15 protein-coding genes are annotated in these 13,952 nt (G+C 72.4%); 10 read left to right on the top strand and 5 right to left on the bottom strand.

The features are described from left to right. Positions 1-9 precede the first annotated feature (9 nt). From IF73_RS0117100 to IF73_RS0117090, 3 genes are all read left to right on the top strand, one after another. Entirely contained in the window at positions 10-2,301 is a 2,292-nt protein-coding gene (locus IF73_RS0117100; RefSeq protein ID WP_031008680.1) for a S9 family peptidase, read from the top strand. A 157-nt stretch (positions 2,302-2,458) separates the two neighbouring features. Continuing rightward, entirely contained in the window at positions 2,459-3,118 is a 660-nt protein-coding gene (locus IF73_RS0117095; RefSeq protein ID WP_031008678.1) for a DUF998 domain-containing protein, read from the top strand. Between the two features lie 169 nt (positions 3,119-3,287). After that, a complete protein-coding gene (locus IF73_RS0117090) occupies positions 3,288-4,142 on the top strand; it encodes an arylamine N-acetyltransferase family protein (RefSeq protein WP_037879478.1) in 855 nt (284 codons plus the stop codon). Positions 4,143-4,306: 164 nt separating this feature from the next. Here IF73_RS0117090 and IF73_RS0117085 read toward each other — a convergent pair whose 3' ends face one another. Further along, positions 4,307-4,840 (bottom strand): DUF5994 family protein, encoded by a 534-nt coding sequence (locus tag IF73_RS0117085; protein WP_051716877.1) that lies wholly within the window; start codon positions 4,838-4,840, stop codon positions 4,307-4,309. A 209-nt stretch (positions 4,841-5,049) separates the two neighbouring features. On the opposite strand from IF73_RS0117085, the gene IF73_RS0117080 reads away from it, so the two are divergent. Beyond that, complete coding sequence (locus IF73_RS0117080; RefSeq protein WP_031008672.1) at positions 5,050-5,316, top strand: hypothetical protein; 267 nt, start codon at positions 5,050-5,052, stop codon at positions 5,314-5,316. 141 nt (positions 5,317-5,457) lie between these two features. Further along, a complete protein-coding gene (locus IF73_RS0117075; protein ID WP_037879475.1) occupies positions 5,458-6,018 on the top strand; it encodes a DUF5994 family protein in 561 nt (186 codons plus the stop codon). 77 nt (positions 6,019-6,095) lie between these two features. On the opposite strand, the gene IF73_RS0117070 is transcribed toward IF73_RS0117075, so the two are convergent. Further along, positions 6,096-6,311 (bottom strand): DUF6243 family protein, encoded by a 216-nt coding sequence (locus tag IF73_RS0117070; RefSeq protein ID WP_031008664.1) that lies wholly within the window; start codon positions 6,309-6,311, stop codon positions 6,096-6,098. A 253-nt stretch (positions 6,312-6,564) separates the two neighbouring features. Further along, on the bottom strand, positions 6,565-7,839 hold the full coding sequence (locus IF73_RS0117065) for a M23 family metallopeptidase (RefSeq protein ID WP_031008662.1): 1,275 nt from the start codon (positions 7,837-7,839) through the stop codon (positions 6,565-6,567). Positions 7,840-8,354: 515 nt separating this feature from the next. On the opposite strand from IF73_RS0117065, the gene IF73_RS0117060 reads away from it, so the two are divergent. From IF73_RS0117060 to IF73_RS0117050, 3 genes are all read left to right on the top strand, one after another. After that, positions 8,355-8,558: a cold-shock protein gene (locus tag IF73_RS0117060; protein WP_031008659.1), complete on the top strand. Its 204-nt coding sequence runs from the start codon at positions 8,355-8,357 to the stop codon at positions 8,556-8,558. Positions 8,559-8,812: 254 nt separating this feature from the next. Then, positions 8,813-10,324, top strand: a complete 1,512-nt coding sequence (locus tag IF73_RS0117055) for a DEAD/DEAH box helicase (RefSeq protein WP_031008656.1) — start codon at positions 8,813-8,815, stop codon at positions 10,322-10,324. 140 nt (positions 10,325-10,464) lie between these two features. After that, positions 10,465-10,788 carry an SCO5918 family protein gene (locus IF73_RS0117050; protein WP_031008654.1) on the top strand — a complete coding sequence of 108 codons (324 nt, stop codon included), beginning with the start codon at positions 10,465-10,467 and terminating at the stop codon, positions 10,786-10,788. Between the two features lie 100 nt (positions 10,789-10,888). On the opposite strand, the gene IF73_RS0117045 is transcribed toward IF73_RS0117050, so the two are convergent. Continuing rightward, positions 10,889-11,248, bottom strand: coding sequence for a hypothetical protein (locus tag IF73_RS0117045; protein ID WP_031008652.1), 360 nt, complete (start codon positions 11,246-11,248; stop codon positions 10,889-10,891). Positions 11,249-11,966: 718 nt separating this feature from the next. Here IF73_RS0117045 and IF73_RS0117040 point away from each other — a divergent pair. After that, entirely contained in the window at positions 11,967-12,308 is a 342-nt protein-coding gene (locus IF73_RS0117040) for a MerR family transcriptional regulator (protein ID WP_031008650.1), read from the top strand. A gap of 31 nt (positions 12,309-12,339) precedes the next feature. Here IF73_RS0117040 and IF73_RS0117035 read toward each other — a convergent pair whose 3' ends face one another. Beyond that, positions 12,340-13,143, bottom strand: a complete 804-nt coding sequence (locus IF73_RS0117035) for an alpha/beta fold hydrolase (protein WP_031008649.1) — start codon at positions 13,141-13,143, stop codon at positions 12,340-12,342. A 136-nt stretch (positions 13,144-13,279) separates the two neighbouring features. Here IF73_RS0117035 and IF73_RS0117030 point away from each other — a divergent pair, with 136 nt between their 5' ends. After that, positions 13,280-13,903, top strand: coding sequence for a TetR/AcrR family transcriptional regulator (locus IF73_RS0117030; protein ID WP_031008647.1), 624 nt, complete (start codon positions 13,280-13,282; stop codon positions 13,901-13,903). Positions 13,904-13,952: the final 49 nt, after the last annotated feature.

Genomic DNA, 13,952 nt, shown 5'->3' with positions numbered 1-13,952 from the left:
AGCACCACCGTGACGAGCACGACCCGCATCACCACTCAGGACTACCAGGCCGCGGAGCGGCTCCTCCGCCGGCCCGCCCGCCCCGGGGAGCTCGTCGTCGGGGACAAGGTCCGACCGCAGTGGACCGATGGAGGCACCCGCTTCTGGTACGCGGTGGGCAACGGCGCCGGCAGACGCTTCGTACGGGTCGACCCGGCGGCGGGCACCCGTGAGCCGGCCTTCGACCACGCCCGGCTCGCCGCCTCGCTCGCCGCCGCCTCCGGGCAGCAGGTCGACACCGAGTACCTGCCGATCACCGCGATAGCACCGGCTGGGGACGCCGTCGCGTTCGACGCGTTCGGCGCGTACTGGCGCTGCCGTCTGACCGACTACACCTGCGAGCCCGCCGAGTTCACTCCGCCCGGCAGCCCCCTCGACGTGCCGTCACCCGACGGGAAGACCGTGGTCGCGCGGCGAGGACACGACCTGTGGGCGCGTTCGCTCTCCGACGGCCGCGAGTGGGCGCTGACCACGGACGGCGCGCCGGGCCACGCGTACGGCACCGGCCCGGACTGCACGGCGAACGGCACCCTGCTGCGCAAGATCGGACTGCCGTACCTGCCGCCCGCCGTGGCCTGGTCGCCCGACTCGACGAAGGTTCTGGCCCACCGCACCGACGAGCGCGGCGTCCGGCAGACCCACCTGGTGGAGGCCAGGCCCGCCGACGGTGGTGCCCCGGCCCTGCACACCCAGCGGTACGCCTACCCGGGGGACGAGCACGTACCGCTGGCCGAGCTCGTCGTGCTGGACGTCGCCGCGGGAACGGTGGTCCGCGCGCAGGCCGAGCCGCTGCTCATGCCGCAGCTGTCACCGATCACGCTCCAGTGGGCGTGGTGGGCCGAGGACGGCTCGGCGGTGTACTACCTCGGCCGGCCTCGTGACCTGCGCACGCTCACCCTGTACCGGCTGGACCCGGTCACCGGCGAGGTCACCACCGTGCTCACCGAGACGGGACCCACCCGTGTGGAGCCGAACCAGTGGCAGTACGAGCCGCCGATCGTGCGCGTGCTGGCCGACGAGGTCCTCTGGTACTCCCAGCGGGACGGCTGGGGCCACCTGTACCGCTACGACCTGCGGACCGGCGGGCTGCTGGGGCAGGTCACCTCCGGGCCGTGGGCCGTGCGGCGGATCCTGCGCGTCGACGAAGCGGCGCGGGTGGTGTACTTCACCGCCTCCGGACTGGTCGAGGAGGACCCGTACCGGCGTACGGTGTGCCGGGTCGGCCTGGACGGCTCGGGCTTCGCCGTGCTCACGGACGACGCACTGGACCACGAGGTCACCGTCTCCGCCGACCAGGAGTACTTCGTCGACTCCGCGTCCACCGTCGACACCCCGCCGGTGACCAGCGTCCGCGACTGGACCGGCCGCGTCCTGGTCGAGCTGGAGCGCGCCGACGTCGGCAGGCTCACCGCCACCGGCTGGGCGGCACCGGAACGGTTCCGCGTCAAGGCGGCCGACGGGGTGACGGACATCTACGGCGTGCTGTACCGGCCGCGGGCGTTCGACCCCGCCCAGCGCTACCCCGTCGTGGACCACGTCTACCCGGGCCCCCAGGTGAACCGGGTCGCCCCGTCCTTCGACCCCGGTGGGATGGGCCTCGACGCCGAACCCCTCGCGGCGCTGGGCTTCGTCGTGGTGGCGCTCGACGGACGCGGCACCCCTGGCCGGGACAAGGCGTTCCACGACGCCTCCTACGGCCGCCTGGGGGACGCGGGCGGCCTCGCCGACCACGTCGCGGCGCTGAGGCAGCTGGCCGAGACGCGGCCGTGGATGGACCTGGACCGGCTGGGCGTGTTCGGCCACTCCGGAGGCGGCTTCGCCGCGGCCCGCGCGATGCTGGACTTCCCCGAGGTGTTCAAGGCGGGAGTCGCCCTCTCGGGCTCGCACGACGCCCCCCACTTCAACCTGGGCTTCGTGGAGACGTACGACGGCGCCGACGCCTCCGAGGCGTGGGCCCGCACCTCGAACCTGCACCTCGCGGACCGGCTGGCGGGCAAGCTGCTGCTCGTCCACGGCGAGATGGACGACCAGGTCCACCCGGACCAGACGCTGCGGCTCGCGGACCGGCTGATCGCCGCGGACAAGGACTTCGAGCTGTTCGTCGTGCCCGGGGCCGAGCACACCTTCATCGACCACCTGGCCCACGTCCGCAAGCGCTGCTGGGACTTCCTGGTCCGCGAACTGACGGGCACGCAGCCCCCCGCCTACCGACCCGCTCCCATCGCCGTCAGCCCCGAGATGCTCGCCGAACTGTTCTCCTGACCGCGACGCGCGCCGGACGGCCGACGGCCGTCCTTCCGACCCGGACCGCCGCGCCCGGACCGATGAGTTCGGGCACCTCCCGCGGTCATGACAGGCAACGAGATTCCCGTGCCGCGCCCCCGGACCCCGGGCGCGCGGCGGACCAGGAAGGCACGCCATGACCGACACGATCAGCACCTCCCGCACCGCCGCCTCCTCCGTGCCTGCGACCCGGTCGGCGCGGCGGGCTCTGCTGGCCGGCGCCGCGGCGGGCCCCCTGTTCCTGGCCATGGGGCTCGTCCAGGGCCTCACACGGGAGGGATTCGACTTCAGGCGCAACGCCATCAGCCAGCTCAGCCTCGGCGACCTGGGCTGGATCCAGGTGACCGGTTTCCTCGTCGCGGGCAGCCTCCTGATCGCCGGGGCGGTCGGACTGCGGAATGCGCTGGGCGAGGGCCGCGGCCGTCGTGCTGCGCCCTGGCTGGTCGGCGTGTTCGGTACCTCGTTCCTGGTCAGCGGGGTGTTCGCCGCCGACCCCGGGGCCGGCTTCCCCGTCGGCACACCGGACTCCGCGACCCCCACGCTGAGCACGCACGGCGCGGTGCACATGGCCGCCGGCATGGTCGGCTACCTCGCCCTGTGCGCCGCGTTCCTCGTCCTGGCCCGCCACTTCGCAGGTCGCGGGCAGCGGGGCTGGGCGATCGCCTGCCGCCTCGCCCCGGTGGGCGTCCTGGCCGGGTTCGCCGGCTCGGCGGCCTCGGTACTCGCCTTCACCGCGGGGGCGGCGTTCGGCCTCGTCGCACTCACCGCGGTACTCGTCCGGCTGGCGCGTGTCTAGCCGGACCGCCGGAGGGGACGGTGAACTCGGCGGCGTCGCGGCCGAGGCGCTTCGGCAGCGCTCGCCGACTGTTCTCGGTCTTGCTCCGAGGGCCGTGTAATGCGAGCCCCTGGCCGCCTGCAGGGGCCCAGTCCAGAGTGATCGTGCATTCGAATCAACGAGGGGGACCATGATCGACGTCGACAGGTATCTGGCCGTGCTGGGAGTCGACCGTCCGGCGGCTCCGACCGCCGAGGCACTGTGGGCGCTGCACCGGGCGCACGTGGAGCGAGTCCCCTACGAGACCCTCGACAACCAGCTCGAACGCCCGACGGGAATCGGCGCCGAGGAGTCCGTGGCCAGGATCCTGCGTGGGCGCGGCGGCTACTGCTTCCACCTCAACGGGGCCTTCGCCGCCTTGCTGGCGGCCCTCGGATACGACGTGGAGCTGCACCGGGCCGGAGTACAGGACGACGAGGTCGAGGACCCCGCGGGACCAGGCGGTGATCATCTCGCGCTCACCGTGAGGCTCGACGGGGAGCGGTGGCTGGTCGACACGGGGCTCGCCGGCGGCATGTACGAGCCGCTGCCGCTACGTGAAGGCACTTACACCCAGGGGCCGTTCACCTATGCCATGACCCCGTCGGCGGTCGTTCCCGGCGGCTGGCGGTTCGTCCACGACCCCCGTGGCGCCTTCGCGGCGATGGTCTTCGCGCCCGAGCCCGTGGAGCTCTCCTCCTTCGCCGCGGAGCACCACCGGCTGTCGTCCTCCCCCGAGTCCGGATTCGTCAGGGTGCTCCAGGTCCAGCTCCGCGACGCCAAGGGCGTGGACATGCTCCGTGGCTGCGTGCTGCGCCGGATCGACGCCGAGGGCACGCACGAGCGGATCATCGACGCGGCCGCCGAGTGGTACGCCGTACTGACGGATGTGTTCCATCTGGACCTGGGCGATGTCGACGCCTCCGCGCGGGCCCGGCTGTGGCATCGGGTCCGCGCCGAACACCGGGAGTGGGAGGCTTCGAGGCAGCGTGCGACCACGCTCTGACGGCAGGCGCGGGAGGAGGGGGACGAACTCGCCGTCCGGCTGAGCATCGGCCATCCGGGCGGGGAGCCGGCCCGCCCGGACGCGGCCCTCTCGGGACCGCCTGGGCTTCGGTTCTGGGCATTCGGGTTCGGTTCCCGTCATCCGCTCTTCGACGAAGCCCCAGGTCACTGACCTGGGGCTGCGTCGTCGTCCTGGGCGGTGCCGGCCTGTGGGCCTGTGGGGTGGGGGAGTTCGGCGAGGAGGATCTCGGCGGCCTGGGTGACGTTGTCGGCGTGGACGGCGCGGGCCATGGCCGTGCGGGCGGCCTCGGGCGTCGTGTCGGGCGGGACGACCATGAGGGAGAAGTGGTCGTTGTCGCCGCGGGTGATCAGGACGGTGTCGTCGCCGACGGGGAAGGAGTCGAGGTGCACGACCCGGTCGTCGACGACGAGGCGGGTCGGGATGCCGTTCCAGGCAGAGGCGTCCAGGCCGACCCGGGTGACGGGCCCGAGGTGCTCGGTCAGGGCCGTGATCAGCGGCGGGATCTCCCGCTCGACGTCACGCGAGCGCGGCCACCACGCGCCGTCGAGGAGGCTCTGCCGGGAACCCGTCGTCTCCAGCCGGAGCAGCGCGGTGCCCGGTCCGACGGCCCGGTGGACCTCGTCCGGCAGGAGGCGCGGAGGCGTGGGGACGTGGGGTGTGAAGCCTGCGTCGGTCATGACCGATCCGCCCGTCCACAGGGTGCTTCCGCTGCCGTCCTCGGTGGCGCGGCTGGTGCGGGGCGGCCCCGTCCTTTCACCGTACTCCGGACGGGCAGCGGGGAGGCGCCGCTCCCCGCTGCGGGAGCCGCCCGGCACCGGCCTCGCCGGACGTACGGTGGACGTACCGGGGCGTGCCCACCCCCCGGTGCGGAAAGGACGGTGCCGCCTTGGACCGCAACGAACCAGAAGCCCTGCCGCCACCGGGATACGCGGAGGTCCGCGTCGTCGCCGCCTCGCCGGACGCCGCCCGTATGGTGGCCGACGTCCTCCGCCACTGCTTCGCCGGCGGCGAGCAGCGCAGCTACCCCGCCCCCGGCGGAGGCACCCGCCTCCACCTCACCGTCGACACCGCGCACGCCGCCGAACCGGCCCGGTCCTGGCTTGCGACCAGCAGGCCCCCGAGCGGCACCGGGCCCCACGCCGAGGAACCCTGACCGCCGCCCCTGTCGGGCCCCGGCGCGGAGTACGTTGGAGGTACCGGGAGCACCTCGTACGCCCGCTTCGAGCGGACGTCGTTCCCGGCGATCACTAGGCCGGGGCGCCCATGGGGCACCCCGGGGACAGGTCGCGGTCTCATGACCAGCACCGCCGCTCCCATCCGCCAGGCGCGCCTGGCGCTGACACCGCACACCTCCCTGGCCGGCCTGCTGGACGGTGCCTGGTGGCCGTACTCACGCGATCTCGCCACCGAGTTGCCGGCCCTGGTGGACGCGCTGCGCGAGCGCTTCGGGCGCGTCACCCGCATCACCGCGAACCCCGCACCCTGGCCGGTCTCCCCGTACAAGGTCTCCGTCGGCGAATACGCCGTGCACGTCGGCTGGATCACCGGTCAGGACACCGACGCGATGATCCTGCTGTCGTACGGCCTCGACCGCTGCGACCTGCTCGTGGTTCCCCCGGAGACCGAACCCGCCGCCGCCGCGAGGCTGATGGCCGCCGCGTCCGCCCCGGGCAACGTCCACACCACGGACACCCTGATGTCCGAGGAGAACGCGACCGGCCGTGCCCTGCGGGAGGCAGGGGCCGGTGAGGACGCCTGGGAGGCGGAAGGCGGCGCCTCCCGGCAGCCCCGGCCCCACCCCCGCCCCGTCGTCGGGGGACGCATGATCTACCTGCCCCAGGGCATGCGGAGATGAGACCTGCTGTCCCCGCGACCGCTGATCCCGTGCCTGGTCCAGGAGTGGCCGGCGCCGCCGCGTCCGCCCTCCGGTGGTCAGCTCTGCGCGGTGTCGTCGTCCGTCTGCCCGGCGCCCTCGGCCGTGTGGGTCTTCTCGCGCATCTTGCGCACCAGCTCCGCCTTCCGGTCGGCGGCACCCTGGCGGTCGAGGTTGCGGTGCGGACCGTTGGCCTGCCGCTCGGCACGGGACAGCTTCTTGCGCTGGCCGCCGCCCTGACCCACGGGGTTGTTGATGTTCTTGCTGTCGGGCACGGGTTCTCCCTGCGTCGGTGTGAGGTGATCTACGGATTCGTCGGTGGGGACAGGCGCGGCGACGCGGAGGGGCGTCAGCAGGGGCCCGTCACGCCTTCACCCGTGAATCGGCGGCTGGAAGAACATGACGAAGACGTTACCCGGTTGATCGTCGTGGCGCTCCTGGGCGAAGCCCCGGGTCACGTGCCACGACGACGCAGGCCCTGGTCGGGGACCAGGGCCTGCGTCGTCGTCCGGGGCTGCCGGGGAGCGGTCAGAACTGCAGCACCTCGCGGTCGAGGGGGTAGCGCGCGTGGTGGGGGCCGTCGTGCGGCGAGGGGGTGATCGGCAGGACGCCGGTCGGCTGGGTGCCCAGGTTGTCGTCCCAGAGGCGGGGTTCGACCTGGCCGACGACGCGGAACTTCCGGAAGGTGAACGGCGGGCTGTCGGTCGGGAAGAACTCGGGCGTGGTCATCACCTGGAAGTGCAGGTGCGGCGTGGTCGAGTTGCCGCTGTTGCCGATCAGCCCGAGGACCCGGCCGGGTTCGACGTGGTCGCCTTCCCGGACCCTGAGCGAGCCGGGCGTCAGGTGGGCGTAGAGCAGGTAGCGGCCGGGCGCGACCTCCACGGTGACGTGGTTGCCGACGGTCTCCTCGATGGGCGGGACCGGCGGCGTGACGGGCGGCGTGTTGTCCGGGATCCCGTCCTGGACCTCCACCACCCTGCCGCCGGCCGCCGCCACGACGGGCTGCCGGTAGCTCAGGTAGCTGGTGAGCCGGGCGGGGTCGCCCTCCCAGGTCTGTCCCCGGTCGCCGACCTTGTACCAGTCGATCGCGAAGCGCTGCGGCACGTAGAAGCGGCCGTTGATCGGGCCGAGGCCGCGCCGGTGGTGGGTGTTGCCGCAGCAGGACTCGCTGGAGTACCAGGTGCCGGGGCGGACCGGCGCGTCCAGGTTCAGCGGCGCGGTGCGGTCGGTCGGGGTGATCTGCACGGTCTCCTCGAACGGGGAGGAGCCGGAGGCGGTGAGGACGGCGCCCGTGAGGTGGTGTTCGAGGACCTTGGGCACCCGCCGGTCGCGGTCGAGGACCAGGTCGAGCCAGACGACCCACTGCTGGGAGCCCGGGATCACGGTCGGCGTCGGCCCCGGCGGCGCCGGCGTGTACCCGTCCGCGCCCGGCAGGGGGTCGCCCACCGGGTTGGCGGCGTCGGCCAGCGCCTGACCGCTCAGCGAGCCCACCACCCGGTGGGTGCGGGCGTCCCGGACCTCGACCCGGTCCAGCCGCACCCGCGCGCTGCTGGGCAGCGCGTTCGTGGTGAGCAGTTCGTACGAGAGGTGCGTCTTGCCGTCCGTGGCGCGGAACGGCGCCGGTTCGGTCATCACGGCCGCCGTCAGCGGCGTGAACTGGGGGCCGGGCGCGGGCGGGGTGGCGCCGGTGCCGTGTCCGGGTGTCGTCGCAGCCGTCAGCATGCCGACCGCGAGCACGGCGGCGGCGAGCCCGCGGCGTAGCGTGCCGCGGCCGGTGCGGTTGCGAGGGTGGCGCTCTGCCATGGTGCTCTTCCAGTCGTCGGGTCCGGGACCGAGAGGGCACCGGCACGCCCCGCGCCGAGGCGCAGGCCCATGTAATCCGGCCGAGCGGCGCTCCCGGCGGACGGCGCCGGAGTCAGGTGCCGAACTCCACCCGTCCAGCCCCACCGGCCCGCCGGGCGGGGCCGGCCCGTGGCCGGTGCCCTCTCAGCGTGTCCCGGAACACCTTCGCGGCCGGAACGCTGCGCTCGGGGTGGGCGAATACCTGTGCCCGCGACCGGAGGATTTGGCGGTCCTCGCGGGGAGGGTTTTTGTCGGCAACACGCAGAGAAATTCCGGAAACGCACCGGAAGCGATGGCATGCTACTGTCGAAACCAGTTGCAGTTTTGGTACCCAAGAACATCAGGCACTTCTCGTCCGGCCCCTGCCGAACGGAAGCGCTTTGTATTTCCGGTCATTTTCCGGGCAGGGCATCATCGCGGCGACACGGCGTCCGTACGGTACGGATTCCGGCGTACTGCCCCAAAGGAGATATGACATGGCTACTGGCACCGTGAAGTGGTTCAACGCGGAAAAGGGCTTCGGCTTCATCGAGCAGGAGGGCGGCGGCCCCGACGTCTTCGCCCACTACTCGAACATCGCCTCCCAGGGCTTCCGTGAGCTGCAGGAGGGCCAGAAGGTCACCTTCGACATCGCGCAGGGCCAGAAGGGCCCGACGGCCGAGAACATCGTCTCCGCCTGACGCCTGCGCATCATTCGTGGCTGGGGCCCGCATCCCTCGGGGTGCGGGCCCCAGCCGCGTACATTCCCCCAGGGCTTTCGACCGCATCTGCGCCTCTCGCACTTCTTCCGGTCCCCCTCCTGCGCGTCGACAATTCCCTGTCGCGAGCCAAGCCGATCGCTTTCGCATTCCGTTCGGCCCGTTCCTGTGATTCCCAGCGCCGTCCATCCGCTGCCGGAGATCCTCGATACGCGCCGTATCAAGGAAGGTTCTCCATGAACCCCGCACGCACGAACAGCCGATCGTCCCGCGCCCGCCGCAACGGCGGTGGCCACGCGTACGGCACCGCCGCCGGTTCGGGCCGGAGCGGTCACATCGGTTCGTCCGCGCCGAGCCGTTCGGCAGCGCCGAGGCGCTCCGGCGGCCAGGGCCGGCGCTCCGCCCCTCAGGGGGAGTTCGCCCTGCCGAGGACGATCACCCCGGCGCTGCCCGCCGTCGAGACGTTCGCCGCCCTCGACCTGCCGAAGCCCCTGCTGGCCGCGCTCACCGCGCAGGGGGTGTCCGTGCCGTTCCCGATCCAGGGTGCGACGCTGCCGAACTCCCTGGCGGGCCGTGACGTCCTGGGCCGCGGCCGGACCGGTTCGGGCAAGACCCTCGCCTTCGGCCTGGCGCTGCTGGCCCGTACGGCCGGACGGCTCGCGGCGCCACACCAGCCGCTGGCGCTGATCCTGGTCCCCACCCGGGAACTCGCCCAGCAGGTCACCGACGCCCTCACCCCCTACGCCCGCGCCGTGAGGCTGCGGATGGCCACGGTCGTCGGCGGGATGCCGATCAGGCGGCAGGCGCACGTGCTGCGCGGGGGTGCCGAAGTCGTGGTGGCCACCCCCGGGCGGCTCAAGGACCTCATCGACCGTGGTGACTGCCGGCTGGACCAGGTCGCGATCACCGTGCTGGACGAGGCCGACCAGATGGCCGACATGGGCTTCATGCCCCAGGTCACCGCGCTCCTGGACCAGGTCCGCCCCGAGGGCCAGCGCATGCTGTTCTCCGCGACCCTGGACCGCAACGTCGACCTCCTGGTCCGCCGCTACCTCGCCGACCCGGTCGTCCACTCCGTGGACCCCTCCCAGGGCGCGGTCACCACGATGGAGCACCACGTCCTGCACGTGCACGGCGCCGACAAGCACCGGCTGACGACGGAGATCGCGGCCCGCGACGGGCGGGTGATCATGTTCCTGGACACCAAGCACGCGGTGGACCGCCTCACCGCGGACCTCCTCGGCTGCGGCGTCCGGGCCGCCGCCCTGCACGGCGGGAAGTCGCAGCCCCAGCGCACCCGCACCCTCGCCTGGTTCAAGACCGGGCACGTCACCGTCCTGGTCGCGACGAACGTCGCGGCGCGCGGCATCCACGTCGACGATCTCGACCTCGTCGTCAACGTGGACCCGCCGACCGACCACAAGGACTACCTCCACCGCGGCGGCCGTACCGCCCGGGCCGGCGAGTCCGGGAGCGTCGTCACCCTGGTCACGCCCCAGCAGCGCCGCTCCATGACCCGCCTCATGACGGCCGCCGGCATCGTGCCCCGCACCACCCAGGCCCGTTCCGGCGAGGAGGAGTTCCGCCGGATCACGGGTGCCCAGGCCCCGTCCGGCATCCCCGTGACGATCACCGCGCCGCCCGCCGAGCGCCGCACCCGCGGCGCGGCCTCCCGCGGTCGGCGCAGCCCCGCCGCGGCCGTCCGGCGCGCCGGCGGGCGACGGCCCGCCTTCGACGCGGCGCCCTGAGCACCCCGTGATCCGGACCGGCGTCACAGCCGAGCGGGCGCCCGTCGCGCCCGTCCTCGCCCGCCGTCCTCGCCCGCCGTCCTCGCCCCGACCGCCTCACCACGGCGGAAACCCGTCCCTCCCTCTCCCTGTGAGGCATCGTGCGCTGTGTCATCGCCCGCTTCCCCTTCGAACTCACCAAGAGCGGAGTCCTGGCCTCCATGAAGGGCGTCAAGCCCGAGGAGATCAGCGGCGAGTCCGTGATCATCGGCCGCCGCGCCTACCCGGTCAAGCAGGTCGGCCAGGTCATCACCGGTCAGGACCGCCGCGACTTCAGCGCGGGTGAGGTCGTCCGGGCCATGACCAAGCTCGGCTTCACCTGTCGCGGCCTCCCCCAGGCACCCGAGCCGCCCCGCGACTCCGACCCGCTCCAGCGCGCCTCGGCACTGCTCGGCACTCCCGAGGCGGCCTGCGCGCGCACGTGAACGGACACCCGGACAGCCGGGAGGGCCCGGTCGGCACATGCCGGCCGGGCCCTCCCGCGTATCGGTGGTTCCCTCTCCGTGTCGCGAGGCCGACGGGCGGTCAGTCCTCGGAGTAGCTGAAGTCGCCCATGGTCCAGGCGCTGACATCCGCGATCGCGACGCGGTACATCCCTCCCGTCTCCGGGATCCCCACCGTGCCCTGAAGGATCCGGGCCATATGGAAGTGCAGATGTGCGGGAGGCCCTTCCCGCCTCGTCGCGGCGGTGAAGACGGCGGCGAACTCGCCCAGCCGGGCCGAGTCCGCCAGGACCTCCGACACCCGTTGCCGCCACACGGCTTCGGGAGCCAGGCGACCGGTGATGACAGCGCCACCGGTGACCACGGTCAGGGACATCTGATTGCTGCGCCCGGACTCCACCAGCGCGGCGACGTCAACGAGCAGCTCGTCAGGCTTCGACATGAAAGCCGATCCTATGCACGACGCTCCGTCCCTCTCGACGGGTCGTGCCGCCGAGGGGGGCGGGTGGTCGGTGACGTGTCGGGGGGAGCCGGGCCGCCCCCGGTGGTCGACGCCGATTACCTCGCCGATTACCTCACGACCGGACATACGAAAATCTATGTTCGCCGGAGTAGACATCGGGCTCTGACGCACTTAAAGTTTCTCTTGTAACCCAGAGAGACAATGGGGCCTGGCAGAGACGGACTGCCGGCCGTAGGACATGCAGTACGCAGGACGGTACGGCGGTGGAGCTTCGAAGCCAGGCTTGTCGCAGGACGGCGACGGGGCTGACCGCCGGACCGGGTGGCCCGCAGTGATCAGGGGCCGCCGACACGGGGCCGCGGTCATGGCAGAGGCGGCACCCGTGAACGCAGTTCGCAACACCAGCAGTACGCAGTACCCCGTGTAAGAGATCGATCACTGAGGAAGAACGGAGGAACCTTCGCCATCTGGATCGCCCGGGCAGAACGCGTGGGCCCGGGTACCGCAGGACATCGACAGTGAGGTGGTCTCCGGTCAAGCAACCGCGATCCCCGCACCCCCGACAGCAGCCAGGTCGGGGCCGCGGACACAGAAGGCCGGCGCAGTATCAGGGCCGGCAGGTGGTGTAGTAGTTCCTTCGGGGCCCTGGTGCCGTACGGCACCAGGGCCCCTCGACGCGTTCCGCAGAGAGGTGCCAATGACAGCAGACGACTCGTACGACCGTCTCGACGACGACGACTACCCCGCCTACACCATGGGCCGGGCCGCCGAAATGATCGGCACCACCCAGAGCTTCCTCCGCGCCATCGGTGAAGCCCGCCTGATCACGCCGCTGCGCTCCGAGGGCGGCCACCGCCGCTACTCCCGCTACCAGCTGCGCATCGCGGCCCGTGCCCGGGAACTCGTCGACCAGGGAACCCCGATCGAGGCCGCCTGCCGGATCATCGTCCTGGAAGACCAGCTCGAAGAGGCCCAGCGCATCAACGCCGAGTACCGCCGCGCGGCGACTCAGGAGTCCGATCACCCCGCAGCCGGCTGAAGCGACTCCCGGCAGACCCGCGAGACCTCGCTCAGGCCGGCCCCTCGGCGGTGAAGAAGTCCACCAGGACGGGGGCGAGGGCGGCGGGGGCGATGGTGTGCTCCTCGCCGGGGAAGACCCTGAGGGTGAAGTTGTCGGCCAGGGCGGCGCACGCACGGGCGCCGGTGAGCAGGTGCGGCGCTCCGGCGTCGCCACTGCCGACGAGGACGGGAACCGTCACGGACGCCCAGCGGTCGGCGGGCAGGGGACGACCGGACATGGTGTCGCCCATGACACGGCCGTCGTAGGGCAGGGTCCGGGCGACGGCCTCCATGCCCGCCCAGAAGGGGGCCTGCCGCATGCCGGCGACGGCCTCGGCGGGCATGCCCACGGCAGCGGTCATGAAGTACGCCACCGCGTCGCCGTATGCCCCCCGCCCCACCAGTTCCTCCAGGTGGGCGACGTAGTCGGCGGGGAGCGGCGGTCGGCTGTCGTCGGTGACGAAGGGCGGCTCGTACAGGGCCAGCCGGGTCACGGCGCTGCCCCGCGCCGTGGCCTCCAGCGCCAGGACGGCGCCGGAGGACATGCCGAAGAGCATGGCCTCGCCGCCGGCGTGCCCGATCAGGGCGTCCAGGTCCTCGACCTCGCGCTGCACGTCGTACGCCGGGCTGTCACCGCTGTCGCCGCGTCCGCGGCGGTCGTACGTGATCACGGTGTGGCGCTCGGCCAGCAGACCCGCGAGCTCCGCCGACTCGTGCCGCGTCATGAACGCTCCCCCGACGAGCACCACCGCGGGGCCGGACCCCCGCTGTTCGAAGGCGATGGCCGTGCCGTCGGCCGAGAAGACCTTGTCCATGTGAACCCCCATCGGTGCGCGGCCCGGCCGTGGGGGCCCTGCCGCTTCGGAACTGGACGGTACAGTACTACTACGGGTACTGGTCGGTCCAGTACTCTTCGCCAGGCGGGGCGACGACGGGCAAGAGGAGTCGAAGATGGACAGCCGTTCGGCACGTAAGCACCAGGCGATCCTGGATGCCGCGACCACCGTGTTCCTGGACAAGGGGTACGCGGGGACGAGCATGGACGACATCGCGAAGCTGGCGGCGGTCTCCAAGCAGACCGTCTACAAGCACTTCGCGGACAAGGAGAAACTGTTCGCCGAGATCGTCCTGGCCACCACCGACCGCATCGACGGCATGCTCGACCTCGTGGCCGACGTGCCCGCCGACGCGGACGCCCTGGACGAGAACCTGACCCGTCTCGCCCGCCGCTTCCTGGCGGCTCTCACCCAGCCCCAGGTCATCCAGCTGCGTCGGCTGATCATCGCCAACGCCGACGCCTTCCCCGCCCTGGGAGCCGCCTGGTACGAGCACGGTTTCGAACGGGTCCTGGCCACCCTGGCGGCCACCTTCGAGCGACTGACCGACCAGGGAGTGCTCAAGACCGACGACCCCGCGCTGGCCGCCCACCACTTCGCCGGACTGCTGCTGTGGATCCCCGTGAACCGGGCCATGTTCCACGGCGGCGTCCAGCACACGGAGGCCGACCTCGACCTCTACGCGACGGCCGGCATCCGCGCCTTCCTCGCCGCGTACCGGGCACCGGGCACCCCGTGAGGGGAGGGGCCCGGCGGGGGAAAGTAAAGCGTCCCGCCCCCCGGCGGGC

This window comes from Streptomyces sp. NRRL F-5727, assembly GCF_000719555.1.
In the GTDB taxonomy this organism is placed as follows: Bacteria; Actinomycetota; Actinomycetes; order Streptomycetales; family Streptomycetaceae; genus Streptomyces.
The sequence above is the reverse complement of the archived record's forward strand: the minus strand, read 5'-3'. Positions and strand labels throughout refer to the sequence as shown.

Excerpts from the sequence above, each read along its gene's own strand:
- IF73_RS0117060 (WP_031008659.1), top strand. The coding sequence starts at position 8,355 with ATGGCTACTGGCACCGTGAAGTGGTTCAACGCGGAAAAGGGCTTCGGC.
- IF73_RS0117040 (WP_031008650.1), top strand. The coding sequence starts at position 11,967 with ATGACAGCAGACGACTCGTACGACCGTCTCGACGACGACGACTACCCC.
- IF73_RS0117095 (WP_031008678.1), top strand. The coding sequence starts at position 2,459 with ATGACCGACACGATCAGCACCTCCCGCACCGCCGCCTCCTCCGTGCCT.
- IF73_RS0117085 (WP_051716877.1), bottom strand. The coding sequence starts at position 4,840 with ATGACCGACGCAGGCTTCACACCCCACGTCCCCACGCCTCCGCGCCTC.
- IF73_RS0117045 (WP_031008652.1), bottom strand. The coding sequence starts at position 11,248 with ATGTCGAAGCCTGACGAGCTGCTCGTTGACGTCGCCGCGCTGGTGGAG.
- IF73_RS0117065 (WP_031008662.1), bottom strand. The coding sequence starts at position 7,839 with ATGGCAGAGCGCCACCCTCGCAACCGCACCGGCCGCGGCACGCTACGC.
- IF73_RS0117030 (WP_031008647.1), top strand. The coding sequence starts at position 13,280 with ATGGACAGCCGTTCGGCACGTAAGCACCAGGCGATCCTGGATGCCGCG.
- IF73_RS0117090 (WP_037879478.1), top strand. The coding sequence starts at position 3,288 with ATGATCGACGTCGACAGGTATCTGGCCGTGCTGGGAGTCGACCGTCCG.
- IF73_RS0117075 (WP_037879475.1), top strand. The coding sequence starts at position 5,458 with ATGACCAGCACCGCCGCTCCCATCCGCCAGGCGCGCCTGGCGCTGACA.
- IF73_RS0117055 (WP_031008656.1), top strand. The coding sequence starts at position 8,813 with ATGAACCCCGCACGCACGAACAGCCGATCGTCCCGCGCCCGCCGCAAC.
- IF73_RS0117035 (WP_031008649.1), bottom strand. The coding sequence starts at position 13,143 with ATGGACAAGGTCTTCTCGGCCGACGGCACGGCCATCGCCTTCGAACAG.